The organism is Chryseobacterium polytrichastri (assembly GCF_900142445.1).
In the GTDB taxonomy this organism is placed as follows: Bacteria; Bacteroidota; Bacteroidia; order Flavobacteriales; family Weeksellaceae; genus Chryseobacterium; species Chryseobacterium polytrichastri.
This window is the reverse complement of sequence record NZ_FRAV01000011.1, coordinates 48,893-71,690: the sequence shown is the minus strand read 5'-3', so window position 1 is coordinate 71,690 and position 22,798 is coordinate 48,893. Positions and strand designations below refer to the sequence as shown.

The following is a 22,798-nucleotide window of genomic DNA, read 5'->3' as shown; positions in this document are numbered from 1 at the left end:
TTTATATTTCTCTTTGCTGCTTTTAAACTTTCAAATAAAAGCATGTATGTTATAATTTTAAAAAAATTAATGGCCATACTGTAGTCAGTATGACCATTAGAATTGGAATATGGATTATTTTTTAAGCAATTCTGCTTGTAAGCTATTGTTAATGATTTATTATTAAATATTTTGTTATGAATTTTTATCATTTAAGCAATACTTTTTTTTAACATGACATGAATATTAATATAGTGGTAAAAATAATTTAATAAAATTTTAATATTACTACACTTTTGTGTAGTTTTGGAATTAACTAATTACAGATAAGATACACGTATGAATGACATCCCAAATTCACTTTGGGCCGGCAATATTTCCGCTTTCCCTCCATCAGAGCAAAAAGAAACTTCAAAAAAATATTTGGAGGCGCTTAAAGGCCTAGCAAGAATAAGCTTTGGATGTGTTTTTATCTTGGATTTTGTTAACGAAAAAATTGAATTCCTTTCAGAAAATCCTTCTCTTTTTTCAGGTCTACGATCTAGTGAAGTAGAAAAATTAGGCTATGATTTTTATCGTAAGTTCACAAAAGCTGATGATCTTAAAGTATTAATGAAGGTAGCGAATGTAGGGTTTAAATTTTTCGAATGTTTATCTCTTGAAGAGAAAAAGACTTACAGTATTACTTATGATTTTCATGTAACAAATGCAAGCAATAGTGATGTATTGATCAATCATAAAATGATTCCGATCGAAATCTCTGAAAATGGTGATATCTCTAAAATGGTGTGTTTGGTGTCTTACTCCCAGAACCAAACTGCAGGAAATATTTGCATACAATCTAATACCTCTGAAACCTATTGGACCTATAATCTTCTTACCGGCAAATGGAAAGAAGAACATAAAATTACCTTAAAAATAAGGGAAATTGAAATCATAAGGTTTTATCTTCAAGGGTTGAAAATAGAAGAAATAGCCCAGCGGTTGTATCTCTCACCAGACACTGTTAAATTTCATCGCCGTAAATTGTTTGAAAAAATTGGAGTAAATAATATAACAGAAGCAATATCCTATGTTGTATTGAATAAGCTGATTTAGTTGAGATTGAAAATAAATTATAGTATCAATGCAAATTGGAAGATAAGAAGCGTTTAAATGGTGATGTTTAAAGGTTTTTATATATGTAACGAGTCTTTTTACTTAGATTTCAGAGTTTATTTGACAGCTTATTATTTTGTCCTAAATAGGATAAGAAGTGTTTATGTGCAATCTGGATTTTTATAAAGTTAGGTTTCTTTATTTCCATTCTTTATATAAAAATACGTTAAGATTAAATATTTTTATTGAAAATTATCTATTAAAATCTTATTTTTATAATCATAAAATTAGAAATTCAAATTTTAAGATGGTTGGTTTTTAAGTCATTCTGTGTTTTTGTTTGAATTTATTTTATATAAACACATTCCTATGATAAAAAATAAATTTGTTCTTTTTATTTCAGTGATATTGCTATCCTGTGGTGACAAAAAGGTAAAGACAAAAGAAACTCCTGTACAATCGTATCAGGTCTTAACATTAGCACCTCGGCAAGTTATCGTTTACAATGATTTCCCGGCTTCAATACAAGGAGAAAATGTGGTTGAGATCAAGCCTATGGTATCCGGTTACCTTCAGGATATTTATGTGCCGGAAGGGGCAACGGTAACAAAAGGACAATTGTTATTTCGAATTAAAAACCCTCAATATGAACAAGATATTGTTACCGCTAAAGGGGCTATAAAAATAGCAGAAGCCAACGTGAACACGGCTCGTATGAACGTGGAGAAAGCAAGACCTTTAGTGGAACAGGAAATTGTAAGTAAATATCAGCTCAGTTCCGCACAATATGCTTTACAGTCTGAGCAAGCTGCTTTATCTCAGGCAAAAGCAACGCTTGCGAATGCACTAACCAATCAAGGATATACTTATATAAGAAGTCCTCAAAGTGGAACCATTGGGCTTATTCCTTTTAAGATTGGTGCTTTAGTGAGCAGTACAGCAACGGATCCTTTAACTACATTATCTAATACTACAAATGTATTTGCTTACTTTTCTCTTAGTGAAAAACAGTTGCTTGCATTTCTTGCGAATATGAAAGGCGGTACAACCACTGAAAAGTTAAATAATATGCCACTTGTAACGTTGGTTCTAGCAGATGGTACTGTCTTTCCGGAAAAAGGAAGATTGGAAACAGCCAGCGGGGGAATCGACAGCAGTACAGGAACAGCCGTTTTTAAAGCGATATTTAATAATAAATTAGGACTTATTCAAAATGGAGCAAGTGCAACCATCCGAATTCCTGTGAATATGGATAATTCTCTGTTGGTGCCGCAAATAGCGATTTACCAGATGCAGGATAAATCATTCGTTTATAAACTCATGAAAGGTAATCAGGTGATGAGTATGGCAGTGACTACTTCGCCGACTGATGATGGTAATTTTGTGGTGGTGAAAAGTGGAATAAACGCTGGTGATAAGGTTGTTCTTAATGGGCTTAATATTAGCGATAGTACAGTCATAAAGCCGATACCTGCTAATTCTGAGAATATTTACCGTACGATGAAAACCAAATCAAACCCATAGGTCATGCTAAAATTATTTATAAGAAGACCGGTATTGAGTACAGTAATTTCTGTAATCATTATCGTATTGGGGATTTTGGGAATAAGCAGTTTGCCTGTAGCACAATATCCGGATATTGCTCCGCCTACCATTCAGGTTTCTGCTTCCTATCCTGGTGCTAATACAACAACGTTAATTAACAGCGTAGTATATCCGTTAGAACAACAGATAAACGGAGTTGAGGGTATGACCTACATGACTTCCTCAGCCAGTAATACGGGGTCAGCCAGTATCAGTGTATACTTTGCAGTAGGAGTAGACCCTAATCAGGCTGCTGTGGATGTGCAAAACCGTATAAGCACGGTATTGTCTAAACTTCCGCAAGCAGTAACCCAAGCGGGGGTAACGGTAAGAAAGCAACAGAGTAGTAACGTTTTAATTGTAGGATTATACAGTGATAAAAAACAATATGATCAGAAGTTTTTACAAAATTACGCGGCCATCAATATCGTTCCGCAGCTGCAGAGAGCAAAAGGAGTAGGAGGTGCCAGTGTATTTGGAGGTGCGATGACGTATGCGATGCGTATTTGGTTACAACCAGATAAAATGGCGGCGTATGGATTGGTTCCTTCTGATGTAACAGCGGCATTAAATGCGCAAAACTTCAATGCTGCTCCGGGTAAAATTGGAGATAATATGGCGCAGGCCTTTCAATATGATATTACCTATTCCGGGACGTTAGTTTCGTTGGATCAATTTCAAAAAGTGATTGTTAAATCAATCGGAAACGGACAGTATTTATATTTAAAAGATATTGCCAGAATTGATTTAGGAACGCAAACCTATACAAGTGCTACGGCTATCAATGGGAAACCTGCAGTAGCAATTGCTATCAGCCAGACACCGGGTTCTAATGCGCAGGAAGTAATTGTTGGGGCTCAGAAGGTAATGGCAGATGCTTCTAAAATTTTTCCTTCGGGAATAAAAATGCTGGAGCTGGTCAACATCAACAACTTTTTAAATGAAAGTATCTCCAAAGTACTTCATACACTTGTTGAATGTTTTTTATTGGTATTTCTGGTAATCCTTATTTTTTTACAGGATGTACGGTCTACAATTATCCATGGAGTTTCGGTTCCGGTATCTATTATAGGAACATTTTTCTTTTTGTATTTATTTGGATACAGTCTTAATCTTCTTACTTTATTTGCCTTGGTATTGGCGATTGGTATTGTGGTAGACGATGCGGTGGTAGTGGTGGAAGCAGTTCACAGTAAATTGGAACATGGCTATACTTCACCTCGAAAGGCTGCTATTGATGCCATGGGAGAAATTGCACCAGCCATTGTTTCTATTACGCTTGTGATGGCTTCTGTATTTCTTCCGGTTACTTTCTTGGGAGGTTCGGCGGGTGTATTTTACAAACAGTTTGGAATTACATTAGCGATTGCCATTATGATTTCGGCGGTGAATGCATTAACGTTAAGTCCCGCTTTGGCTGCGATGTTTCTACGACCACACAAACAGGAAGAAGAAGGTGCTAAAAAAGGTTTTCTTCAAAAAATGAAGGATGGCTTTAATTCAAATTATGAAAAAGTAATCAAAAAATATACAGAAGCAGTAAGCTTTCTGATCAGAAGAAAATGGCTGACGGCTATTATTGTTGTTGCTTTTGGAGGGCTTTTTTATTTTACAATCAAAAGTGTGGCATCCAGTTTTGTTCCTGCGGAAGATATGGGGACTGTTTTTGTGAATGTTACATTGCCTGCTGCTGCGACAAAAGAAAGAGTACAGCTCATCAATAAACAAATCGATAGCATTGCTCATACCATTCCTCAGGTGCAGGCATCCATGACGACGCTGGGGCAAAATCAATTAGGAGGAAGCGGAAGTTCTTACGGAATGTTGATTTTACGCCTTACGCCTTGGAGTGATCGTCCCGGTATCACTGATAAAGATATTATAACACAGCTGACAGATAAAACGAAAAATATTCGGGGCGCTTCCATTAATTTCATGCAGCAACCAACTATTAGTGGTTTTGGAACCAGTGGAGGTTTTACTTTTCAAATAGAAGACAGAGGCGGACATAGCATCAGTGATTTTTATGCAGTCTCCCAAAATTTCCTGGCAGTATTAAATAAACGACCTGAAATTCAATATGCGGCAACAGCCTTTAATCCTAACTTTCCGCAATATGAAGTAGATATTAATATTGCTAAATGTGAAGACAATGGGGTGCAACCTGCGGATATATTAAATCTGATGAATGTATATTACGGAAGTTCGTATGTAAGCAACTTTACAGAATTTGGTCAGCAGTATCAGGTTATTCTTCAGGCTGATAATCCTTACAGAGGAACAGTTGAGCAAATGAACAATATCAAAATACGAACGAGTAGCGGAACCATGAGTCCTATTTCAGAATATGTGACGATGAAAAAGGTATTTGGACCTTCCTCTATCTCCCGTTTTAATATGTATAATGCTATTTCAATCAATGGGTCTCCTAACAACGGATACAGTACCGGGCAATCCATGGAGGCAATCAATGAAGTGGCAGCTCAGTCTTTACCGCCGGGCTATAGTTTTGAATATAGTGGAATGAGTAAAGAAGAGCAAAATTCAGGCTCTCAGGCTAGTATTATATTTTTGCTAAGTCTTTGTTTTGTATATCTGTTGCTGAGTGCTTTGTACGAAAGTTACATTCTTCCGCTAGCGGTTATTCTTTCGCTTCCTGTTGGACTAAGCGGGATATTTGTTTTTGCAAAGCTGTTTGGAATAGATAATAATATTTATGTGCAGATCTGTATGATCATGCTGATTGGTCTCTTGGCTAAGAATGCTATTTTGATGGTTGAGTTTTCTCTGGAAAAAAGACAGGAAGGAATGGGATTGTTGGAGAGCGCACTGGAAGGTGCTAAAATCAGAATTCGTCCGATATTAATGACTTCATTGGCGTTTATTTTTGGGTTAATGCCTTTAATGTTTTCTACAGGAGTTGGTGCCAATGGGAACAGATCTATTGGTATTGGTTCCATTGGTGGAATGTTATTCGGGACTTTGCTTGGAATATTTGTTATACCTGGATTGTATGTGATTTTCCAAGGATTACAGGAGAAAATAAAGTCTAATAAGTATGACGAAAATGATGAATTGATTGTTGAAAACAAAAAATAATCTTAGAATGAAAAGCATGAAACAATTGACGAAAAAATACAAGTTTATTCTACAGATTGCAGCATTTTCAGCGATACTTTACAGTTGTGATGTTACGAAACCTTATGCCAATAAACAATCAGTTCAGGATAATTTATATGGAGATTCAGCAAAGACTACTGCCAAAAGTATTGCTGTACTTTCCTGGAAAGAAATATTTAAAGATCCACTATTGCAACAGCTCATTAGTGAAGGGATTGATCATAATTTAGATCTGAAAACAGCTACCGCCAATTTGAAAGCGGCAGAAGCTAATTTTGTCCAAAGCAAACAGGCATTGTTACCTTCGCTTTCTGGTAATGCTTCGGCGGGAGAATATCATCCATCTAATAATCAGGCTTCGAATCCACAGGTTTATCAGCTATATGCGCTTTCATCTTGGCAGGTGGATATTTGGGGTAAACTAAGAAGTACTAAAAGATCCATGTATGCCAGCTATCTTGCTAGTGATGCGTATAGACAGGCGGTGCAGACTCAGCTTATTGCCAATATTGCTATTTCATATTATCAATTGCTTGCGTATGATGAGCAGCTTGCCATTGTTCAGCAGTCGTTAGAAGTATATTCTAAGGATACAGAAACAATGAAGATTTTAAAAAACAGCGATGTGGTTACGGGTGCTGCAGTGGTACAAAGTGCTGCGAATTATTATTCAGTAAAATCTACAGTTCCCGATATCAAAAATAGCATTCGCCAGACAGAAAATACATTGTCTTTATTACTGGGAAGGGTGCCGGGAGCTATTAAAAGAGATTTACTTTTTAATGAACAGACGTATAATGAGTTGTCAACGGGGTTGCCTGTGGAGCTCCTTGCTAACAGACCTGATGTAAAAGAAGCCGAACTGCAACTGCGAAGTTATTTTGAACAAGTAAATGTTGCCAAAACTTCATTTTATCCCTCGCTTACGATAACAGGGCAGGCAGGTTTGTATGCTACAGAGTTGAAATCTGTTTTCAATGCAGGCGCTTTTTTAGCCAATGTTGTGGGTGGATTGACACAGCCTATTTTCAATAACGGTCTCAATAAACAGAAACTAAAAATAGCACAGGCCAATTACGAAGCTGCCGAATATAATTATAGTAAAATATTGCTTACCGCAGGGCAGGAGGTATCTAATGCGCTTTATCAATATCAGATGGTAGATGAAAAATCATCTTCTCGTAAGGAGCAAATCGCTAATCTTGAAAAGGCAGTTCATTTTACAAAAGAATTGCTAAAATATACCAGTGCCACCAATTATACAGACGTTCTTACTTCAGAACAAAGTCTTTTAAGTGCAAGACAAAGTGCGGTTACTGATAAGCTTCAACAGCTTCAGGCAGTCGTGAATTTGTATGCCGCTTTAGGAGGAGGATGGAAATAATGATAGAGCTATTTTGCCTTCTAATATCTAATAATTATTGATAATTCCACTTTTTAATACCGATATTTCTATTAGAATTATCGCTTTTTTAAGACAAATTTTAACCCTTTACATACGATTGTTTAAAGGGTTTTTTGTTTGTCAATAGCACTTTTTAATACAAAGCCTGTTTAAACTAATTAAAAAATTTAACCACAAAAGATACAAAAGCTATTATTGAATCATTTAAAGTTGAACTATTTGAAAACAAAGCTTACAAAAGAATAAAAATCAAAGATTTTTTTAAACTTATGTGTTCTTGTTTGCAGTTCATTATGAACTTAAATAAATAATATGCTAATCTTTTATCTCTTTTGTGGTTAAAATAAAAAGTTTAAACAAGTTTATAAAATAGGCAGATAATCGTTATAATATTCATTTTTATAAATGAAAATGAGTCTTAAAAGAGATTCTATAAAGGGGTATTTGACGAATTATATTGAAATAAATTTGATAATTATTAAGTATAGATATAATCTATTACGTTTAGTTTTATTCATTTTTTATGAGATTTTAATGCTTGTTTTTTTATTAAAAAAAGTGAATTATTAGACCTGTAGCAAAAAGTTATATCACTCTTCAAAGTTTTATTATAACAGATAGAATACTTTGAAAGATAATATTTAATTCAAAATTTTTAAAATTGTATTTTCTTCACTATTTTGTGATTTTTATGATTAAAATGTAATTTGATGAGGTGTGAAAACGTAATTTAGATTTTGGAAGCGAAATTTTATAGAATTGCAATAAAAAACGTTTTTAAACTATGTTTTTTTACGAATATGTTATTTTTTAAGGTGTTTTATTGTTGTATGGATGGCGTAATTCTAATATGACTATATGGGGTTGTAAAAATTTTCGTAAAAAATCTTAATAATTAAGCTTGATAATAAGCTTGTTATAATTAATCGAGATACCACGTTTGATTATTTTAATTATTCATTTTGAGTAGATTTGCGGAAATAATTATGAATACTTAAAATAATGAGGAATTTAGTTTTATCAATTGGCTTTTTTTCAGCTTTAACTTTGAATGCGCAAGTTGGAATCAATACAATTACGCCCAAAGCATCTTTAGATATTAATAAATCAGTAAATACAACAAGTGCAGAAGGGTTTCTTACCGTAAGAATAACAGGAACAGATCTGGCGGCAAAAGATAATTTATACGGAGCAGATCAGAACTCAACGGTTGTGTATGCTACAAGTGCTCCTGGAACTCCAACTACAAAAACATCCAATATCACAAGTCCCGGATTTTACTATTATAAAAACAGTATCTCAAAATGGGTAGGATTAACAATGCCAAAGTTTTTTTACATGCCATCTATTTTGTTTGATACTACAACGTTAGGTGCCGGAACGAAAGATTTATATCAACTTTATTTAACGCAATTCAGCACACCGGCAGTGTCAAGTACAGGCTCAGCAGGAAAAATTCCCGTGTTGGAAAGGGGTGATCTGGAATATTATGTAACCTATCTGGATTCTACTGTTTTCACAGGAGTAACCATAAATGCCAGTGGTGTAATGAACTACACAGTAAGCAGTAATGCTACAGAAGCGAGTTTTATGAATATTGTATTTGTTGTTAAATAAATGTATTAAAATGATTTTTTATAAAAAATATTTAATAGCAAGTTTCATACTTTTAATTTCTCTTACAGGAAATATTTATGCACAGTTTACCATTACCAATACTTTGAAATCTAATAATTCTGCAGGATTAAAGATTGGAGATAATGCCTATTTAACGGCTGCCAGCGGTGTTGATATAAATGGAGCAGGATGGTTAAGGCTTACCGAAGCAAAAACCAATCAGAAAGGGTATATGTATGTAATGCAGGGGTTTCCCACAACGTTGGGAGTGATTGCGGATTTTGAATATGTGCAGTGGCGTAATGTATCAGATCCGACCTATTTTGGAGCTGATGGGTTTTCTGTCTTTTTGTTTAATGCATCAGTGAGTGAAGCTGATTTTAAGCTCGGAGGTTACGGAGGTTCTTTAGGATATGCTACTTTTAGTAATCCGGCCGGAACTACTGGTTTATCAGGTGGATATCTGGGAATTGGTTTTGATGCTTATGGTAATTACGCTACAAATACCGAGAGTAGGAACGGCGGTAGTGCCAATGCAGTTCCTAACTCTATCATCGTTCGAGGCCCTAGTAGCTCTACCTATTCGCTTTCAAATACATACCTAACGAGAGTTGATTTAGGAGATAGAACTGGAACGTTAAATGCGATCAGACAAAGGGATGAGATTGATTATAACACAGTAACTACATCCAGACCTGCAAGTGATGTTTTTTACAGAAGAGTACAAATTAGTATTACAAAACCAGGAAATGATTATGTAATATCAATCAAATGGAGAAAGCAAAACCAAACCACTTTTACAGAGGTTCTGAATTATACATTAAACGGTACAACTTACCCGATACCAACCAATTTAAAATTAGGATTTGCAGCTTCAACAGGAGGAGGTTTTAATTTTCAGGAAATTAGAAATATCTTGTTAACGACTCCAGGAAATTTAAGGGTAGACAGCCGTGCAGATTTTCCGTTTGCATGTAATGAGAAGAAAAATACAGTAAGTTTTAAAGTTGAGGTTACGAATGATACAGCAGCAGCATTGAACAATATCAGTTTCACTAGTAAAGTAACCAATGCAGCCAATACATTGCTTACCAACTCTCAATTTAAAATTACGAGTGTGGTTTTAAGCAGTGGTTTTACGAACTCAACGATACCGACTTCTAATTTTACCACCAATGAAATTAATGGAATCGTAGGTTTAGCAGCAAAATCTTCCGGAATAGTTACTATTACAGGAGATTACATCAGAGGGGTAAAAGCAAACCAAACTTTCAAAGATGTTTCAACTGCAAATACAACTGAAATAACGGATACAGATACAACCAATAATACCGCAACTACAACCATTGATGTGAAAAAATGCAGTGTGATGAGTAATCCAAGTATGCCTGCACGATATAAATAGTTTTAGTTTACGCTTAATTAAAATATAAGATATTCACGTTGAAAGCCTTGTTAATCATTCGATTAATAAGGTTTTTTTTTTTGTAATTGATTATTGAAACGTAATGAGGTAGCGTTTTTTTTTGAGGTATAAATGTTCGGGAAATGTGCTGATTGATTTCTTTAATCTCTCTTAATCATTTATCTTAAAAAGTATATTTGTGAACTATATTTCTGATTCTACCTAAAAAAGCTTTAATTTTAATCCATAAATAAACTAAATATCATTTAATTTGGTATATTTGTATTCTAATTTTAAGGTTATGAATTTTGATCTTGTTAAAGATGTGGTAGGTTTACTGGAGCAATTTGATACTGAAAATAAAAATTCTCAGTATTCTTCTGATGTTGATGGATTCAAATCATGGATCTACAACAAAGAATCTATGGCTAGTAATAATGAAGCAGAAGCTCCTTATTGGGAAGGCAAAGAAAGCGGAAGAAGCCCGGAAAGTGCGATCAGTACTTTGTTGGTTCATCTCAACAGGTATGCAAAGACCTATTCTAAATCTGCTATTTCGGGTTCTGATTTTGCCACGCAAGAAGATTTTATTTATCTGATCAATTTGAAAGCATTTGGTGAAATGACCAAAATGGAACTCATTAAAAAAAATATTCAGGATAAGCCTGTGGGAATGTTAATTATTACCAGATTAATAAAGCAAGGTTGGGTACATCAGACAGATTCAAACGATGACAAAAGAACGAAACTCATCAAAATTACAGAACTGGGAATCGAAGCATTGGAAAATCAAATGAAAAAGATCCGAAGCGCAACACATATTGTTTCAGGCAATCTAAATTATTCTGAAAAGATGGATCTTATTCGTATTCTGAACAAATTAGACAAATTTCATTATCCCATTTTTAATCGAAACATAGAGAGTAAAGATTTAATCAACACTGTTTATCAGGAATATTCATTTGAGAAAAATTAAAAATGAAAAAGAAAATAGCGATTATTGGTTCTGGGTTTTCGGGATTGTCAGCGGCAGCGTATTCTGCAAAAGAAGGTCATGAAGTTCATGTCTTTGAGAAGAATAGTGCAGCGGGTGGCAGAGCCAGAAAATTTGTTACAGATAATGGTTATACTTTTGATATGGGGCCAAGCTGGTACTGGATGCCGGATATTATAGAATCCTTTTTTGAAGATTTCGGTAAAAAAACGTCAGATTTTTTTCAGCTTGTAGCACTTGATCCGCAATTTGAAATGGTATTTTCCGATAGCAAAATGAATATCCCTCACAATTATACCGAAATGCGGGATTTGTTTGAGAAAACAGAAAAAGGCTCCGGTAAAAAGTTGGATGAATTCATGGAAGATGCCCGATACAAATATGAAGTGGGAATGAAAGAATTCGTAAATAAACCCTGTCATTCATGGTTTGAATTTGTTTCTCCAAAAATTGCAAAAAGTGCGTTGAAGCTTGATCTTTTAACCAATTTTAAAAAATTTGTAAGAAAGTATTTCAAGGATCCGAAGTTGATCACGTTAATGGAATTCCCCGTTATTTTTCTGGGAGCGGCACCTAAAGATATTCCCGCTTTGTACAGTTTAATGAATTATGGTGGCTACAAATTAGGGACTTGGTATCCGATGGGAGGTTTTTCAAAAGTGATTGATGCGATGAAAAACGTGGCGGAAGCCCAAGGAGTGAAATTTCATTTTGATGCCAATGTAGAAAAAATTATTGTTGAAAATACCAAAGCTACTTCTCTGATTGTTAATGGTGAGGAAATAGATTTTGACACTATCATTGCTTCTTCAGATTATCATCATACGGAAAGTAAACTGTTGCCTGAAGAATTCAGAAATTATAAAGAATCATATTGGGAAAAGCTCACTTTTGCGCCTTCCTGCCTGATTTATTATTTAGGGTTTAAAGAAAAAATTCCCAATCTGAAACATCATACGTTGTTTTTTGAAAATGAGCTTGACCTTCACACTACAGAAATTTATGAAGATAAGAGATGGCCTACAAAACCATTGTTTTATGCGTGTTGCCCTTCAAAAACAGATCCCAATGTTGCGCCTGAAAATTGCGAAAACGTATTCTTGCTCATGCCTGTGGCAACGGGAATAGAAGATTCTGAAATGGAAAGAGAAAAATATTTTCTTGAAATAATTATAAGACTCGAAAAGCATACAGGAGTTTCGAATTTATTGCCAAAGATTGATTATAAAAAAAGTTACTGTATTAAAGATTTTAAAGAAGATTATAATGCCTATGAAGGCAATGCGTACGGGCTTGCCAACACCTTATCACAAACCGCAGTTTTGAAACCGTCACTCAGGAACAAGAAAGTGAAAAATCTTTTTTATACCGGACAGCTTACCGTTCCTGGACCCGGTGTTCCGCCGTCGATTATTTCAGGTAAAATTGCTGCCATTGAAGCCACCAAAACAAATTAATTATGAAAAAATTATTTGATGAACTTTCTTATCGGGTAAGTAAAGAAACAACCAAACAGTACAGCACAAGCTTTTCTTTGGGGATTTTGGCGTTGTCTCCAAAAATCAGAAACCCAATTTATGCGGTGTATGGATATGTGCGTTTGGCTGATGAAATTGTAGACAGTTTTCACGGCTATGATAAAGAAAAACTACTTACCAAATTCAGGGAAGAAACTGCTCGGGCTTTGGATGATGGAATTTCGCTGAATCCTATTTTACAGTCTTTTCAGGATACGGTTCATAGGTTTGATATTGATCAAAAATTAATCGGTCAGTTTTTAGATAGCATGCAAATGGATCTTCAGAAAGTAGATTATAATTCAGATCTTTATAAACAATATATTTTAGGCTCTGCAGAAGTGGTGGGTTTGATGTGCTTGCAGATTTTTGTAGAAGGCAATGTTTCTGAATTTGAAAGGCTTAAACCTTTTGCTATGAAATTAGGCTCTGCTTTTCAAAAGGTAAATTTTTTAAGAGATATGAAAGATGATTATCAGATCTTGGGACGAAGCTATTTCCCGGATGTAGATATTTCGTTATTCGACAATAAAATAAAAGCAGATATTGAAAAAGATATCGAAAAAGAATTTAGTGAAGCTCTGAGTGGAATTAAAAAGCTTCCCAATTCATCAAGATTTGGAGTGTATTTAGCATACCGTTATTACATTTCCCTTTTCAGAAAGATAAAAAGGACTTCGGCTCATAAAATCATTAATAAGAGAATCAGAATCTCAAACAGTAGAAAGATTTCTTTAATGATGAGCAGTTATTTACAGTATAAAACTTCATTTCTATAAAAAATTAAAATGATACACAGACTTTATAAAGAACAGCAATTGAATTGTGATTTAGCAACCGCGTGGAAATTTTTCTCTTCGGCAAATAATCTGTCTAAGATCACTCCGGAAGACATGAAATTTGTTGTTTTGACCAAAACAGATGATGATGAAATTTATGAAGGAATGATCATTGATTATCATGTTTCGCCTTTGTTGGGGATTAAAATGAACTGGACCACAGAAATCAAGCAGGTTGATTTCCAAAAAAGCTTTACCGATTATCAACAAAAGGGACCTTATAAACTGTGGAATCATTTTCATGAATTTATCGTAAATGATAAAGGTGTTTTAATGAAAGATACCGTTGACTATGAACTTCCAATGGGTTTTTTAGGTGAGATAGCCCACAAACTTTTTGTGAAAGATAAGTTGGAACATATTTTCAGCTATCGAAATAAAGTTTTAGACAAAATGTTTAATAGTGAAGTCTAACCACAAAAGATGATAACACTTAAGATTTATTAAGTTAATCAGTAAACTGTAAAATAAGAACACTTAAGTTTCATGAAAATCTTTGAATATTGAGCGGAGTCGAAATATTATTCTTATGTGGACTTTTTTAAACTAAAGTATTCTAAAGTGTCAAAAAGCTTTTGTTCCTTTTGTGATTAAAATAAAAAATTAAATAAATAAAAATCATGAATTTTTTAATTGTCATAAGTACATTTTTCATCATGGAAGGCATGACGTGGCTGATTCATAAATACATCATGCATGGTTTTTTATGGTCGCTTCACAGAGATCATCACGATCACAGCAATGAAGGGCATGTAGAAAAAAACGATTACTTTTTTCTGATTTTTGCGCTACCAACCATCGCTTTAATGTACTACGGAACAGTTAATAATTACAACATCTACTTTTATATCGCTGTAGGAATTGCATTGTACGGGATGGCATATTTTTTTGTTCATGATATTTTCATTCATCAAAGAATCAGGTTTTTAAGAGATACCAAAAATCCTTATTTATTATCGATCAGACGGGCACACAAGCAACATCACAAACATACAGGAAAAGAAAGAGGAGAGTGTTTTGGATTTTTATGGGTCCCCGTGAAATATTTTAAAATGTATTTTAATAAAGATAAATGATGATTACCTGCAAATTGATATAATTAAAATACTTAATTTTTATTAACAGCAAAAAGAACAAAGGATGATAACACTTAAGACTTATTAAGTTAAAAGTTATACTCTTAACAAGTACACTTAAGTTTTATGAAAATCTTTGATTTTCTTCTTATGTGAATTTTTTTAAACTAAAGTGTTCTAAAGTGTCAGAAAGCTTTTGTCTGTTTTGTAGTTTTAATTTTTTTTCACTGAAACTAAAGATTTAAATGAGCTCAATGAAAAAATATTTATGTCATAAAAGAAAATTCAATAAATAAGTAATAAAAATGCATCACTATACCTATCTGTTAATCAATTTTTTTACGATAATCATCTGTTTTATTTTTTCATTTCATCATAAGATAAAATTCAACAGACATTTCGGAGCTTTTTTCTCTGCTTCCTTTTTGGTGGCTTTAGTATTTATAGCTTGGGATGCGTGGTTTACGAAGATAGGGGTGTGGTGGTTTAATGATCATTATCTTTTGGGAATAAGGATTTTAAACTTGCCCATTGAGGAGATATTATTCTTTATTTGTATTCCTTTTTCATGTGTATTTACGTATTTCTGTTTAGATCAATTTTTCAACCTCAATTGGAAACCGCTTCCTGAAAAAATATTTGTAATTATCAGTATTATTTTGGCTTTAATAATTGCGGCTTATTTTCATGATAAAATTTACACTTTCATTACATTCCTTTCAACAGCTGTAAGCATGTTTGTTTTGTATTTTATCTTGAAAGCAAGATGGATTGGGAAAGCTTCTTTTATTTATCTTGTTTTAATGCCCGGATTTTTAGGCGTAAACGGAATATTGACGGGAACTGGTCTAGAATCTCCAATTGTGAATTACAACCCACAAAACTTTATGGGAATAAGAATGTTGACTATTCCATTGGAAGACACTGTATATGGTTATGAAATGATATTGTGGAATCTGTTTTTATTTCAAAAATTCAAAAAAAATGAACAAAATTAATCTATTCTGGTTCAGGCGAGATCTGAGATTAGAAGATAATTGTGGCTTACATAAGGCTTTACAATCGGGGGTAAAAGTGCTTCCTATTTTTATTTTTGATCGTGAAATTTTAGATCAGCTCAGTGATAAAAAAGACAAAAGGGTAGATTATATTCATCAGGCTTTAGAGGAAATCAATCAAGAGCTAAATAAATATGGAACTTGCCTAAAAACTTTTTATGGAAAGCCTTTTGAAGTGTTCGAAAAATTGACGGAAGAATATGATATTGATACCGTTTTCTGCAACAATGATTACGAACCTCAAGCCATTAAACGAGACCAAAAAATAGCTGAATTTCTAGCTACAAAAGAAGTGAAATTTTCAGTTCATAAAGATCAGGTTATTTTTGAAGAAAATGATATCCTTAAAAGTGACCGAACTCCCTACACTGTTTTTACGCCGTATTCAAAAAAATGGAAAGAGAATATTAATAAAATTGAGATTGAAAATTTTCAAATTAATGGCAATAACTTTTTTCCTGTAAAAGATTATAAAGAGATTTTAAGCCTTAAGGAAATAGGATTTGAAAAAACTGAAATTGAATTTTCAAAACCTTCTTTAGACTCAAAAATTATAGATACATACGATCAAAACCGTGATTTTCCGGCAATGGATCATACCACTCATTTGGGGATTGCTTTGAGATTTGGAACAATTTCAGTACGAAAATGTGTGAAGTTTGCTCAAAAGCATAATGAAACCTGGCTGAATGAATTGATTTGGAGAGAATTTTTCATGCAGATCTTATTTCATTTTCCGCATGTTGTTACGCAGTGTTTTAAAAAGAAGTACGAAAATATTCAATGGAGAAATAATGAGGACGAATTTAAAGCCTGGTGTGAAGGGAATACTGGATATCCCATTGTAGATGCAGGAATGAGACAGCTAAATGAGACAGGTTTTATGCACAATCGGGTGAGAATGGTGGTTGCGAGTTTTCTTACCAAACATTTGTTGATTGATTGGAGATGGGGTGAAGCATATTTTGCCGAAAAACTTTTAGATTATGACCTTTCGGCCAACAACGGAAACTGGCAGTGGGCAGCGGGTTGTGGTTGTGATGCTGCGCCGTATTTCAGAATTTTCAATCCTGAAGAACAGACTAAAAAGTTTGATAAAAATCTTCAATATATTAAAAAATGGCTTCCTCAGGATGCTTTATTAATCAGGCCTATTGTAGATCACAAACAGGCAAGAGAAAGAGCATTGAAAACCTATAAAGAAGGACTGGCTGTAGAATGATTTTATACCAAATTTCAAAAAAATGATAATTACAGGAATAGAAAATAGAAGGACTTCATCATGAGGTCCTTTATTTTTTGTATAAATAATGATAACTCTACTTTTTAAAATTAATTAAGCTTAGTTTTTTGAGTATGTTTAAATTTTAGTTAATAATTAATATGTGAAAATTTTAAACCATTAAGAATAATTTTAGTTGTTAAGGAAATTAAGAAAAAATCTGCAGATTTTCTTAAGCGTGTCCTCTTAAAGGGAAGCTCAAACTTAATATTCTAATATTCGAATAATCTTAAGTAATCTTACTATTGAAAATCAAGGATGAATATAATAAATTTTTATGTGTTTGGTTATCATTTTTTTTATTGACAAAATTCAATAGGTCATGTTTGAAATTATTTTTTGATTAAAAAGATTAACGCAAAGTTGATGAATAATTTTGCTTTATTTTAAGTGGGCAAAGTAATGCGACTTCGTCGCTGATGAAGCTGTTTATTCATACGCTTCGACGAATCAATGAAGTTGATTCTATCCTTTGCTCCCTGAAAATATGCATAATAAAGCTAAAGCTTTGCGTTAGAAAAACACATCATCAGTATATTATCTTTAAAAAAAAACTTAAAGAATGTGATTTAGATAAAGATTTGAATGGTATACAAAAATCAAATTTAGAAATTTATCACAGGCTTTTATGCTTTGTGATAGAGAGTATATTTTCAAAAATCCGCTTTAGTTTCTTTTTTGTCCGTTTCCGCTTGATTTTTCGATGTAGCAGAAATTCAGCACGATACATTTGCAGAGTTATTTATAAATGTTATCATTATGAAAAAGTTATTTTTAGTTGGTTTTGCATTGGTTGCATCACAAATGTCATTTGGACAAAGTACATTAGGAAATATTATGCAGCGTCTTAGTTTCGGGGTGAAAGCGGGAGGTAATTATAGTAATTTTACTGATGCTGGTTTTGATACGGAGGGATTGGCTGGATTTCATGGAGGACTTATTGTTAATTTTAAGTTGGCAGATAAATGGTCTATACAAGAAGAGTTTTTGTATTCAACACAAGGAGCAAAGACAAAGAACAGCCTTTTAGGGTTGGAGAAAGATTTAAAACTGTCTTACTTATCTGTTCCCATCCTTGTAAAATATCATTCTAATATTGGAATTTATGCTGAGGTAGGACCACAGGTGAATATGTTGATAGAGGATGCTAAGAATACAGGGTTTGACAAATTTGCAGACAAAATAGATGCGGGGGTTGCTGCAGGAATTGGCTATCAGTTTAAAGGAGGTTCTTTAAAAGGTTTAGGTATTGGTGCGAGATATTACCAAGGCTTTACAGATGTAGGCAAATTCAATTCTTCTGCTGTAAAATCGGATTTTAAAAACAGTGTGTTTCAAGCCGGAGTGTTCTATATTTTTTAGTAATTAAAAAAATCAATTATTAAAAAAAGATGCGTTTAAAACTAGCCTTAGTTCGGGTTAAATATTTTAGATTCCGAATTAAGGTTAATTAGAAATCTGTCATTTATCACACTCATTTTTCTCATGTAAAAATGTATTGTTATATATTTGATAAGCAAATTGAGGGAACTCTGATTTAGATTTTTAATCGCAATGTTGTTGCTTATTTTTTTAGATAAATAGTTACAAAGATGCTTAGTAATATTAATAAATTAATAACACCCAAAAGTCTTCGGGAAATTTATAAGATGAATTACCTTCTTTCGGGAGTTACATTTGTTTTTTCTTTTCTATTTCTTACATTGGAGCATTTTAAGATGCCATATATTGCATTTAAAAGTGGGGCATATATTTTTTTGACGAGTTTTGCTCAAGCTTTTATTCTCAAATACTGCTCAGCGAGATATGAAAATAATGCATTTAAATTTTGGCGTTATACATTGAGCTTTGGGATTGGAATTATCCTTTATTTTCTGCTTTGGGAAATTATGGTATTGCTGTCGGGAAATTCATGGGGGCTTAATGAATTGAGCAGGGTATTGATGTATTTAATGTTTTCGGTGGTTATTAATACGATTATTCTAGCATTACATGACTTTGTGATTGTTCGCCGGGGAAAGATACAGGCTGACCTTGAAAATTATAGACTTCAGATGAAAAATACAGAAGCAGAGAATCTTGTTTTGAAAGAACAGATTCAGCCTCATTTTTTGTTTAATGCTTTGAGTACTTTGAAAATCCTTTATAAAAAAGATCCTGAAATGGGAGAGCATTATCTTTTGCAGCTTTCTGATTTCTTAAGGGTTGCAGTTTCTCATAATAATAAGTTTATAGCCACTTTGGAAGATGAACTTTCAATTTGTATCAACTATCTCGAAATGCAGAAAATAAGATTTACAGCCTCTCTGGATTGGCAAATTATTATTGAAGATCAGGAATCCTTACAAGGAAAAATACCTTCTTTTTCATTACAGCCATTGCTGGAAAATGCAATTAAACATAATGTATTAACCGCTCAGTTACCTTTACATATAAAGATTCATCAATCGGGAAATGGTATAGAAGTTTCTAATAATATTAACCCGAAGTTTTATAAAGAAACCTCCTTGAAAAGTGGTCTTAGTAACTTAGCAGAAAGATATCGGTTGCTTACTGAGGAGGATATTATTGTGAAGAATAATGGAAAAGAATTTTCTGTACGTTTTAAATTCCTTGACCAATGAAGATTATAATTATTGAAGATGAAACGCTTGTTGCTGAAGATTTGTATTCAACATTAATGCAGATAAAACCGGATATAGAGTTGCAGGCTGTTTTAAGTTCGGTTAGCGAATCAATAGAATATTTTTCTAATCACCCACAGCCTGATCTCATTTTTAGCGATATTCAATTGGGAGACGGATTGAGTTTTCAGATTTTTAGTCATATAGAAATCAATGTTCCTATTGTTTTTTGTACAGCTTTTGACGATTATGCTATTGAAGCTTTTCAAACAAACGGGATTGATTATATTCTTAAGCCATATGATAAAAATGTATTAGATAAAGCAATACAAAAATACAGCCTTCTAAAAACAGCATTAGCGAAGGATGTCATACAGCAATATGATGCTGTAATGAAGGTTCTTGATAGCTATAAGTTACAAGAAACGGGAACATTTATGATAAAACACAGAGACCGTTATCTGCCTGTAGGATTAGATAAAATTGCGATGTTCTATTTAGAAGATGAGGTTTGCCGCCTCTATCTTTTTTCTGGAAAAATATATTTTATACCAGACACATTGGAAGAAGTAGAAAGTAAAATAGGTTCCAATTTTTTTAGAGCCAATAGACAGTTTCTCATTAATAAGGAGGCAGTTTTGGAAGCTTTAGAATATTTTCCCAGAAAGCTGAAATTGCAACTGAAATTATCTTTTGATAAAGAAATTATAGTAAGTAAAGAGAAAAAAACGAAATTATTGAAATGGCTTAATGATGTATAATTATGGAGTGTAAGAGCTCAGTTTTTTTTTATTTCTACTTCGATTGCGAATAATAAAAGAGTTTCATCAGGAGACTCTTTATTTTTTGATGGTTGTAGTTTTTTGTATTTTGGGTAATGGTGTGGAAATAAGTTAAGTTTGTTTGTTTTTTTTGAAAATTATCTATTAAAATAGTATTTTTATCATCATAAAATCAAAATATCTAATTGTAATACCAAGCGTATTTCAGTAACTTCTAGGGTTTTGTTTGATTTTTATTTTAGATAAACACATTATTATGATAAAAAATAAACGTATTCAGATTATCCCAATGATATTCTTATCGTGTGGTGAAAAGAAAGCAAAGGTGCAAGATGATACTGTAAAAAGTAAGATTTTAATCTTTGTGAAGGACAGTTCTTGTTCAGAATGTTCAATCCTATAAATACCAACGCTTCATACGTTGTTATCCAATTTATTTAATTCAAATAGTATTTCGAAAGTATGCACGAGTTATTACCTTTCATGTTGGCCCTTATCGTAGTTATTGTATTGATAGAAATGCTGGCCGATAAATTGAGAATTGCCTATCCTATACTTCTGGTAGTGGTAGGTTTAATGATTAGTTTTATTCCGGGGCTTCCTAAAATTCAGATAGATCCGGATATGATCTTTTTTATTTTCTTACCCCCGCTTTTGTTTGAAGCATCATGGACTATCTCTTTTAAAGAAATGAAAAAGTGGTGGCGTATCATTAGTAGTTTTGCCTTTATAGTAGTGTTTTTCTCTGCGCTCACTGTTGCGTTGCTTACCAATTATTTTATTCCAGGATTTACCTTGGCGTTAGGCTTTTTATTGGGTGGTATTGTTTCGCCTCCTGATGCCGTAAGTACCGGAGCCATTATGAAATTTGTGAAAATTCCTAAATCCACCTCTGCTATATTAGAAGGTGAAAGTTTACTGAATGATGCTTCATCATTAATTATTGTAAGATTTGCTTTGGTGGCTGTGGGTACCGGACAGTTTATTTTTAAAACAGCTATTGTAGATTTCTCATGGATGGTAATTGGAGGTATTGGCATCGGGCTTTTGGGAGGATGGTTATTTATGCAGGCTCATAAAAGATTGCCTACCGATGCGCCTTCAGATATTGTGTTTACGCTTGTTGAACCTTATCTGTTGTATTGGGCAGCGGAACAAATGCACAGCTCGGGAGTATTGGCCGTGGTGGCAGGCGGTTTATTTTTATCCACCAGAAGATTGTCTTTTTTAAGCAGTTCCAGCAGAATAAAAGGATCGAGCTTCTGGGAAGCCTTAATTTTTATTCTCAATGGTATCGTGTTTATGATTATTGGTTTGGCTCTTCCTGAGGTGGTAAAAGGCTTGCGGGAAGATGGGATACCTCTCAATAGAGCTATTCTTTACGGAGCGGCGGTTACAGCTATTTTAATTGGTACAAGAATGATCTCTTCTTATGGAGCGATGATAGCCACTATTATATTCAGACCAAGCCTTAGATTCGGGAGTGACATCAGTAAAAAAAGAAGATTTGCTATGCCTTTATTATTAGGTTGGACAGGAATGAGAGGGGTGGTATCCTTGGCTGCGGCTTTATCAATCCCTTTAACCTTACCAAGTGGTGAAGCTTTTCCTCATAGAAACCTTATTTTATTTGTAACGTTTGTCGTTATTTTATTAACACTTTTAATTCAGGGGCTTACGCTTCCTTATATTATTAAGCGCTCCAATCTTTTTAATTTTGCCAGAGAATTATCTGAAGAAGAAGCAAAGACACGAGTGAAAAATCATCTTGTAGTAGAGACAATACGTTTATTAAAAGAAAAGCATGAAAAAGGTTTGTATAAAGACCCTCATCTACAAAAAATGATTGCTGTGTGGGAGCATAAGATCAGCCAGCCGGAAAACCTGAGGATGCCGGAAAGTTCTAAACAAAATTATTTAGAAGTCTTGGAAAGTCAGCGTCAGTTTTTAGCTACCTTAAACAAAGATCCTGAATTGCATGAAGAATACATCAATTGGCAAATTCGCCAAATTGATTTGGAAGAAGAGCGTATAAGGCTTTTATAATCAGTGAACTTAGAGCTTATTTAATTAGAAATCATTTTGGCACAGATATTACTTGTATTATGATATCAAAACTCACAAAATGATCGATCATAAAGAAAATAAATATCTGGTATATGAATATTTAGTTTTAAGTATTAGAAAGAATTTTAATTTAGATATCAATCTTTTTAACGAATATATTTTAGCTAAGAATATTGTTTCAAAAACAAGAATTATTGTTCCCACATTTTCAGATAAGATTACCAGTAATCCAAGAATAAAGATGTTTTTAACAGCACTTATTTTAAGTCTTAACAATATGAATCATAATGTTACTGATTTGAAAAAGGAAATAGAATATTTAAAGAGTTCAGATTCTTGAACTACTGAATT

The 22,798-nt window shown here is 33.4% G+C and carries 18 protein-coding genes; all 18 read left to right on the top strand.

From position 1 onward, the window contains the following. Positions 1 to 318 precede the first annotated feature (318 nt). The 18 genes from BUB80_RS08945 to BUB80_RS08860 all read left to right on the top strand — a co-directional run bounded on the left by BUB80_RS08945 (position 319) and on the right by BUB80_RS08860 (position 22,787). On the top strand, positions 319 to 1,077 hold the full coding sequence (locus tag BUB80_RS08945) for a response regulator transcription factor (RefSeq protein WP_073292590.1): 759 nt from the start codon (positions 319 to 321) through the stop codon (positions 1,075 to 1,077). 369 nt (positions 1,078 to 1,446) lie between these two features. Continuing rightward, positions 1,447 to 2,601: an efflux RND transporter periplasmic adaptor subunit gene (locus tag BUB80_RS08940; RefSeq protein WP_073292589.1), complete on the top strand. Its 1,155-nt coding sequence runs from the start codon at positions 1,447 to 1,449 to the stop codon at positions 2,599 to 2,601. Between the two features lie 3 nt (positions 2,602 to 2,604). Next, positions 2,605 to 5,760, top strand: a complete 3,156-nt coding sequence (locus BUB80_RS08935; protein ID WP_073292588.1) for an efflux RND transporter permease subunit — start codon at positions 2,605 to 2,607, stop codon at positions 5,758 to 5,760. Positions 5,761 to 5,767: 7 nt separating this feature from the next. Further along, entirely contained in the window at positions 5,768 to 7,165 is a 1,398-nt protein-coding gene (locus tag BUB80_RS08930) for an efflux transporter outer membrane subunit (RefSeq protein ID WP_228433741.1), read from the top strand. Between the two features lie 1,023 nt (positions 7,166 to 8,188). Beyond that, positions 8,189 to 8,803, top strand: coding sequence for a hypothetical protein (locus BUB80_RS08925; protein WP_073292587.1), 615 nt, complete (start codon positions 8,189 to 8,191; stop codon positions 8,801 to 8,803). A gap of 10 nt (positions 8,804 to 8,813) precedes the next feature. Next, positions 8,814 to 10,208 (top strand): L-type lectin family protein, encoded by a 1,395-nt coding sequence (locus tag BUB80_RS08920; protein WP_073292586.1) that lies wholly within the window; start codon positions 8,814 to 8,816, stop codon positions 10,206 to 10,208. Between the two features lie 301 nt (positions 10,209 to 10,509). Beyond that, positions 10,510 to 11,184 (top strand): MarR family winged helix-turn-helix transcriptional regulator, encoded by a 675-nt coding sequence (locus tag BUB80_RS08915; protein ID WP_073292585.1) that lies wholly within the window; start codon positions 10,510 to 10,512, stop codon positions 11,182 to 11,184. A 2-nt stretch (positions 11,185 to 11,186) separates the two neighbouring features. Continuing rightward, positions 11,187 to 12,659, top strand: a complete 1,473-nt coding sequence (locus tag BUB80_RS08910) for a phytoene desaturase family protein (protein ID WP_073292584.1) — start codon at positions 11,187 to 11,189, stop codon at positions 12,657 to 12,659. Between the two features lie 2 nt (positions 12,660 to 12,661). Then, positions 12,662 to 13,498, top strand: a complete 837-nt coding sequence (locus BUB80_RS08905; RefSeq protein ID WP_073292583.1) for a phytoene/squalene synthase family protein — start codon at positions 12,662 to 12,664, stop codon at positions 13,496 to 13,498. A 9-nt stretch (positions 13,499 to 13,507) separates the two neighbouring features. Next, positions 13,508 to 13,972 (top strand): SRPBCC family protein, encoded by a 465-nt coding sequence (locus BUB80_RS08900; protein ID WP_073292582.1) that lies wholly within the window; start codon positions 13,508 to 13,510, stop codon positions 13,970 to 13,972. A gap of 206 nt (positions 13,973 to 14,178) precedes the next feature. Then, a complete protein-coding gene (locus BUB80_RS08895; RefSeq protein ID WP_083547124.1) occupies positions 14,179 to 14,634 on the top strand; it encodes a sterol desaturase family protein in 456 nt (151 codons plus the stop codon). 305 nt (positions 14,635 to 14,939) lie between these two features. Next, entirely contained in the window at positions 14,940 to 15,632 is a 693-nt protein-coding gene (locus BUB80_RS08890) for a lycopene cyclase domain-containing protein (protein ID WP_073292580.1), read from the top strand. Then, the gene (locus BUB80_RS08885; RefSeq protein ID WP_073292579.1) at positions 15,619 to 16,914 is read left to right on the top strand and encodes a cryptochrome/photolyase family protein; all 1,296 of its coding nucleotides are present in this window, start codon (positions 15,619 to 15,621) and stop codon (positions 16,912 to 16,914) included. The genes BUB80_RS08890 and BUB80_RS08885 overlap by 14 nt, the downstream gene beginning before the upstream one ends. Positions 16,915 to 17,733: 819 nt before the next feature. Further along, positions 17,734 to 18,336: a porin family protein gene (locus BUB80_RS08880; protein ID WP_073292578.1), complete on the top strand. Its 603-nt coding sequence runs from the start codon at positions 17,734 to 17,736 to the stop codon at positions 18,334 to 18,336. Positions 18,337 to 18,623: 287 nt separating this feature from the next. Then, on the top strand, positions 18,624 to 19,598 hold the full coding sequence (locus BUB80_RS08875) for a sensor histidine kinase (protein ID WP_073292577.1): 975 nt from the start codon (positions 18,624 to 18,626) through the stop codon (positions 19,596 to 19,598). Further along, positions 19,595 to 20,359 (top strand): LytR/AlgR family response regulator transcription factor, encoded by a 765-nt coding sequence (locus BUB80_RS08870; protein ID WP_073292576.1) that lies wholly within the window; start codon positions 19,595 to 19,597, stop codon positions 20,357 to 20,359. Before BUB80_RS08875 ends, BUB80_RS08870 begins: the two co-directional genes overlap by 4 nt. Before the next feature lie 483 nt (positions 20,360 to 20,842). Further along, entirely contained in the window at positions 20,843 to 22,426 is a 1,584-nt protein-coding gene (locus BUB80_RS08865) for a Na+/H+ antiporter (RefSeq protein WP_073292575.1), read from the top strand. A gap of 79 nt (positions 22,427 to 22,505) precedes the next feature. After that, positions 22,506 to 22,787: a hypothetical protein gene (locus BUB80_RS08860; protein ID WP_073292574.1), complete on the top strand. Its 282-nt coding sequence runs from the start codon at positions 22,506 to 22,508 to the stop codon at positions 22,785 to 22,787. The last annotated feature ends 11 nt before the right edge of the window (positions 22,788 to 22,798 follow it).

Coding starts and splice junctions, on each gene's coding strand:
- BUB80_RS08890 (WP_073292580.1), top strand. CDS start 14,940: ATGCATCACTATACCTATCTGTTAATCAATTTTTTTACGATAATCATC.
- BUB80_RS08940 (WP_073292589.1), top strand. CDS start 1,447: ATGATAAAAAATAAATTTGTTCTTTTTATTTCAGTGATATTGCTATCC.
- BUB80_RS08930 (WP_228433741.1), top strand. CDS start 5,768: ATGAAAAGCATGAAACAATTGACGAAAAAATACAAGTTTATTCTACAG.
- BUB80_RS08870 (WP_073292576.1), top strand. CDS start 19,595: ATGAAGATTATAATTATTGAAGATGAAACGCTTGTTGCTGAAGATTTG.
- BUB80_RS08935 (WP_073292588.1), top strand. CDS start 2,605: ATGCTAAAATTATTTATAAGAAGACCGGTATTGAGTACAGTAATTTCT.
- BUB80_RS08915 (WP_073292585.1), top strand. CDS start 10,510: ATGAATTTTGATCTTGTTAAAGATGTGGTAGGTTTACTGGAGCAATTT.
- BUB80_RS08900 (WP_073292582.1), top strand. CDS start 13,508: ATGATACACAGACTTTATAAAGAACAGCAATTGAATTGTGATTTAGCA.
- BUB80_RS08885 (WP_073292579.1), top strand. CDS start 15,619: ATGAACAAAATTAATCTATTCTGGTTCAGGCGAGATCTGAGATTAGAA.
- BUB80_RS08910 (WP_073292584.1), top strand. CDS start 11,187: ATGAAAAAGAAAATAGCGATTATTGGTTCTGGGTTTTCGGGATTGTCA.
- BUB80_RS08880 (WP_073292578.1), top strand. CDS start 17,734: ATGAAAAAGTTATTTTTAGTTGGTTTTGCATTGGTTGCATCACAAATG.
- BUB80_RS08920 (WP_073292586.1), top strand. CDS start 8,814: ATGATTTTTTATAAAAAATATTTAATAGCAAGTTTCATACTTTTAATT.
- BUB80_RS08925 (WP_073292587.1), top strand. CDS start 8,189: ATGAGGAATTTAGTTTTATCAATTGGCTTTTTTTCAGCTTTAACTTTG.
- BUB80_RS08895 (WP_083547124.1), top strand. CDS start 14,179: ATGAATTTTTTAATTGTCATAAGTACATTTTTCATCATGGAAGGCATG.
- BUB80_RS08865 (WP_073292575.1), top strand. CDS start 20,843: ATGCACGAGTTATTACCTTTCATGTTGGCCCTTATCGTAGTTATTGTA.
- BUB80_RS08860 (WP_073292574.1), top strand. CDS start 22,506: ATGATCGATCATAAAGAAAATAAATATCTGGTATATGAATATTTAGTT.
- BUB80_RS08945 (WP_073292590.1), top strand. CDS start 319: ATGAATGACATCCCAAATTCACTTTGGGCCGGCAATATTTCCGCTTTC.
- BUB80_RS08905 (WP_073292583.1), top strand. CDS start 12,662: ATGAAAAAATTATTTGATGAACTTTCTTATCGGGTAAGTAAAGAAACA.
- BUB80_RS08875 (WP_073292577.1), top strand. CDS start 18,624: ATGAATTACCTTCTTTCGGGAGTTACATTTGTTTTTTCTTTTCTATTT.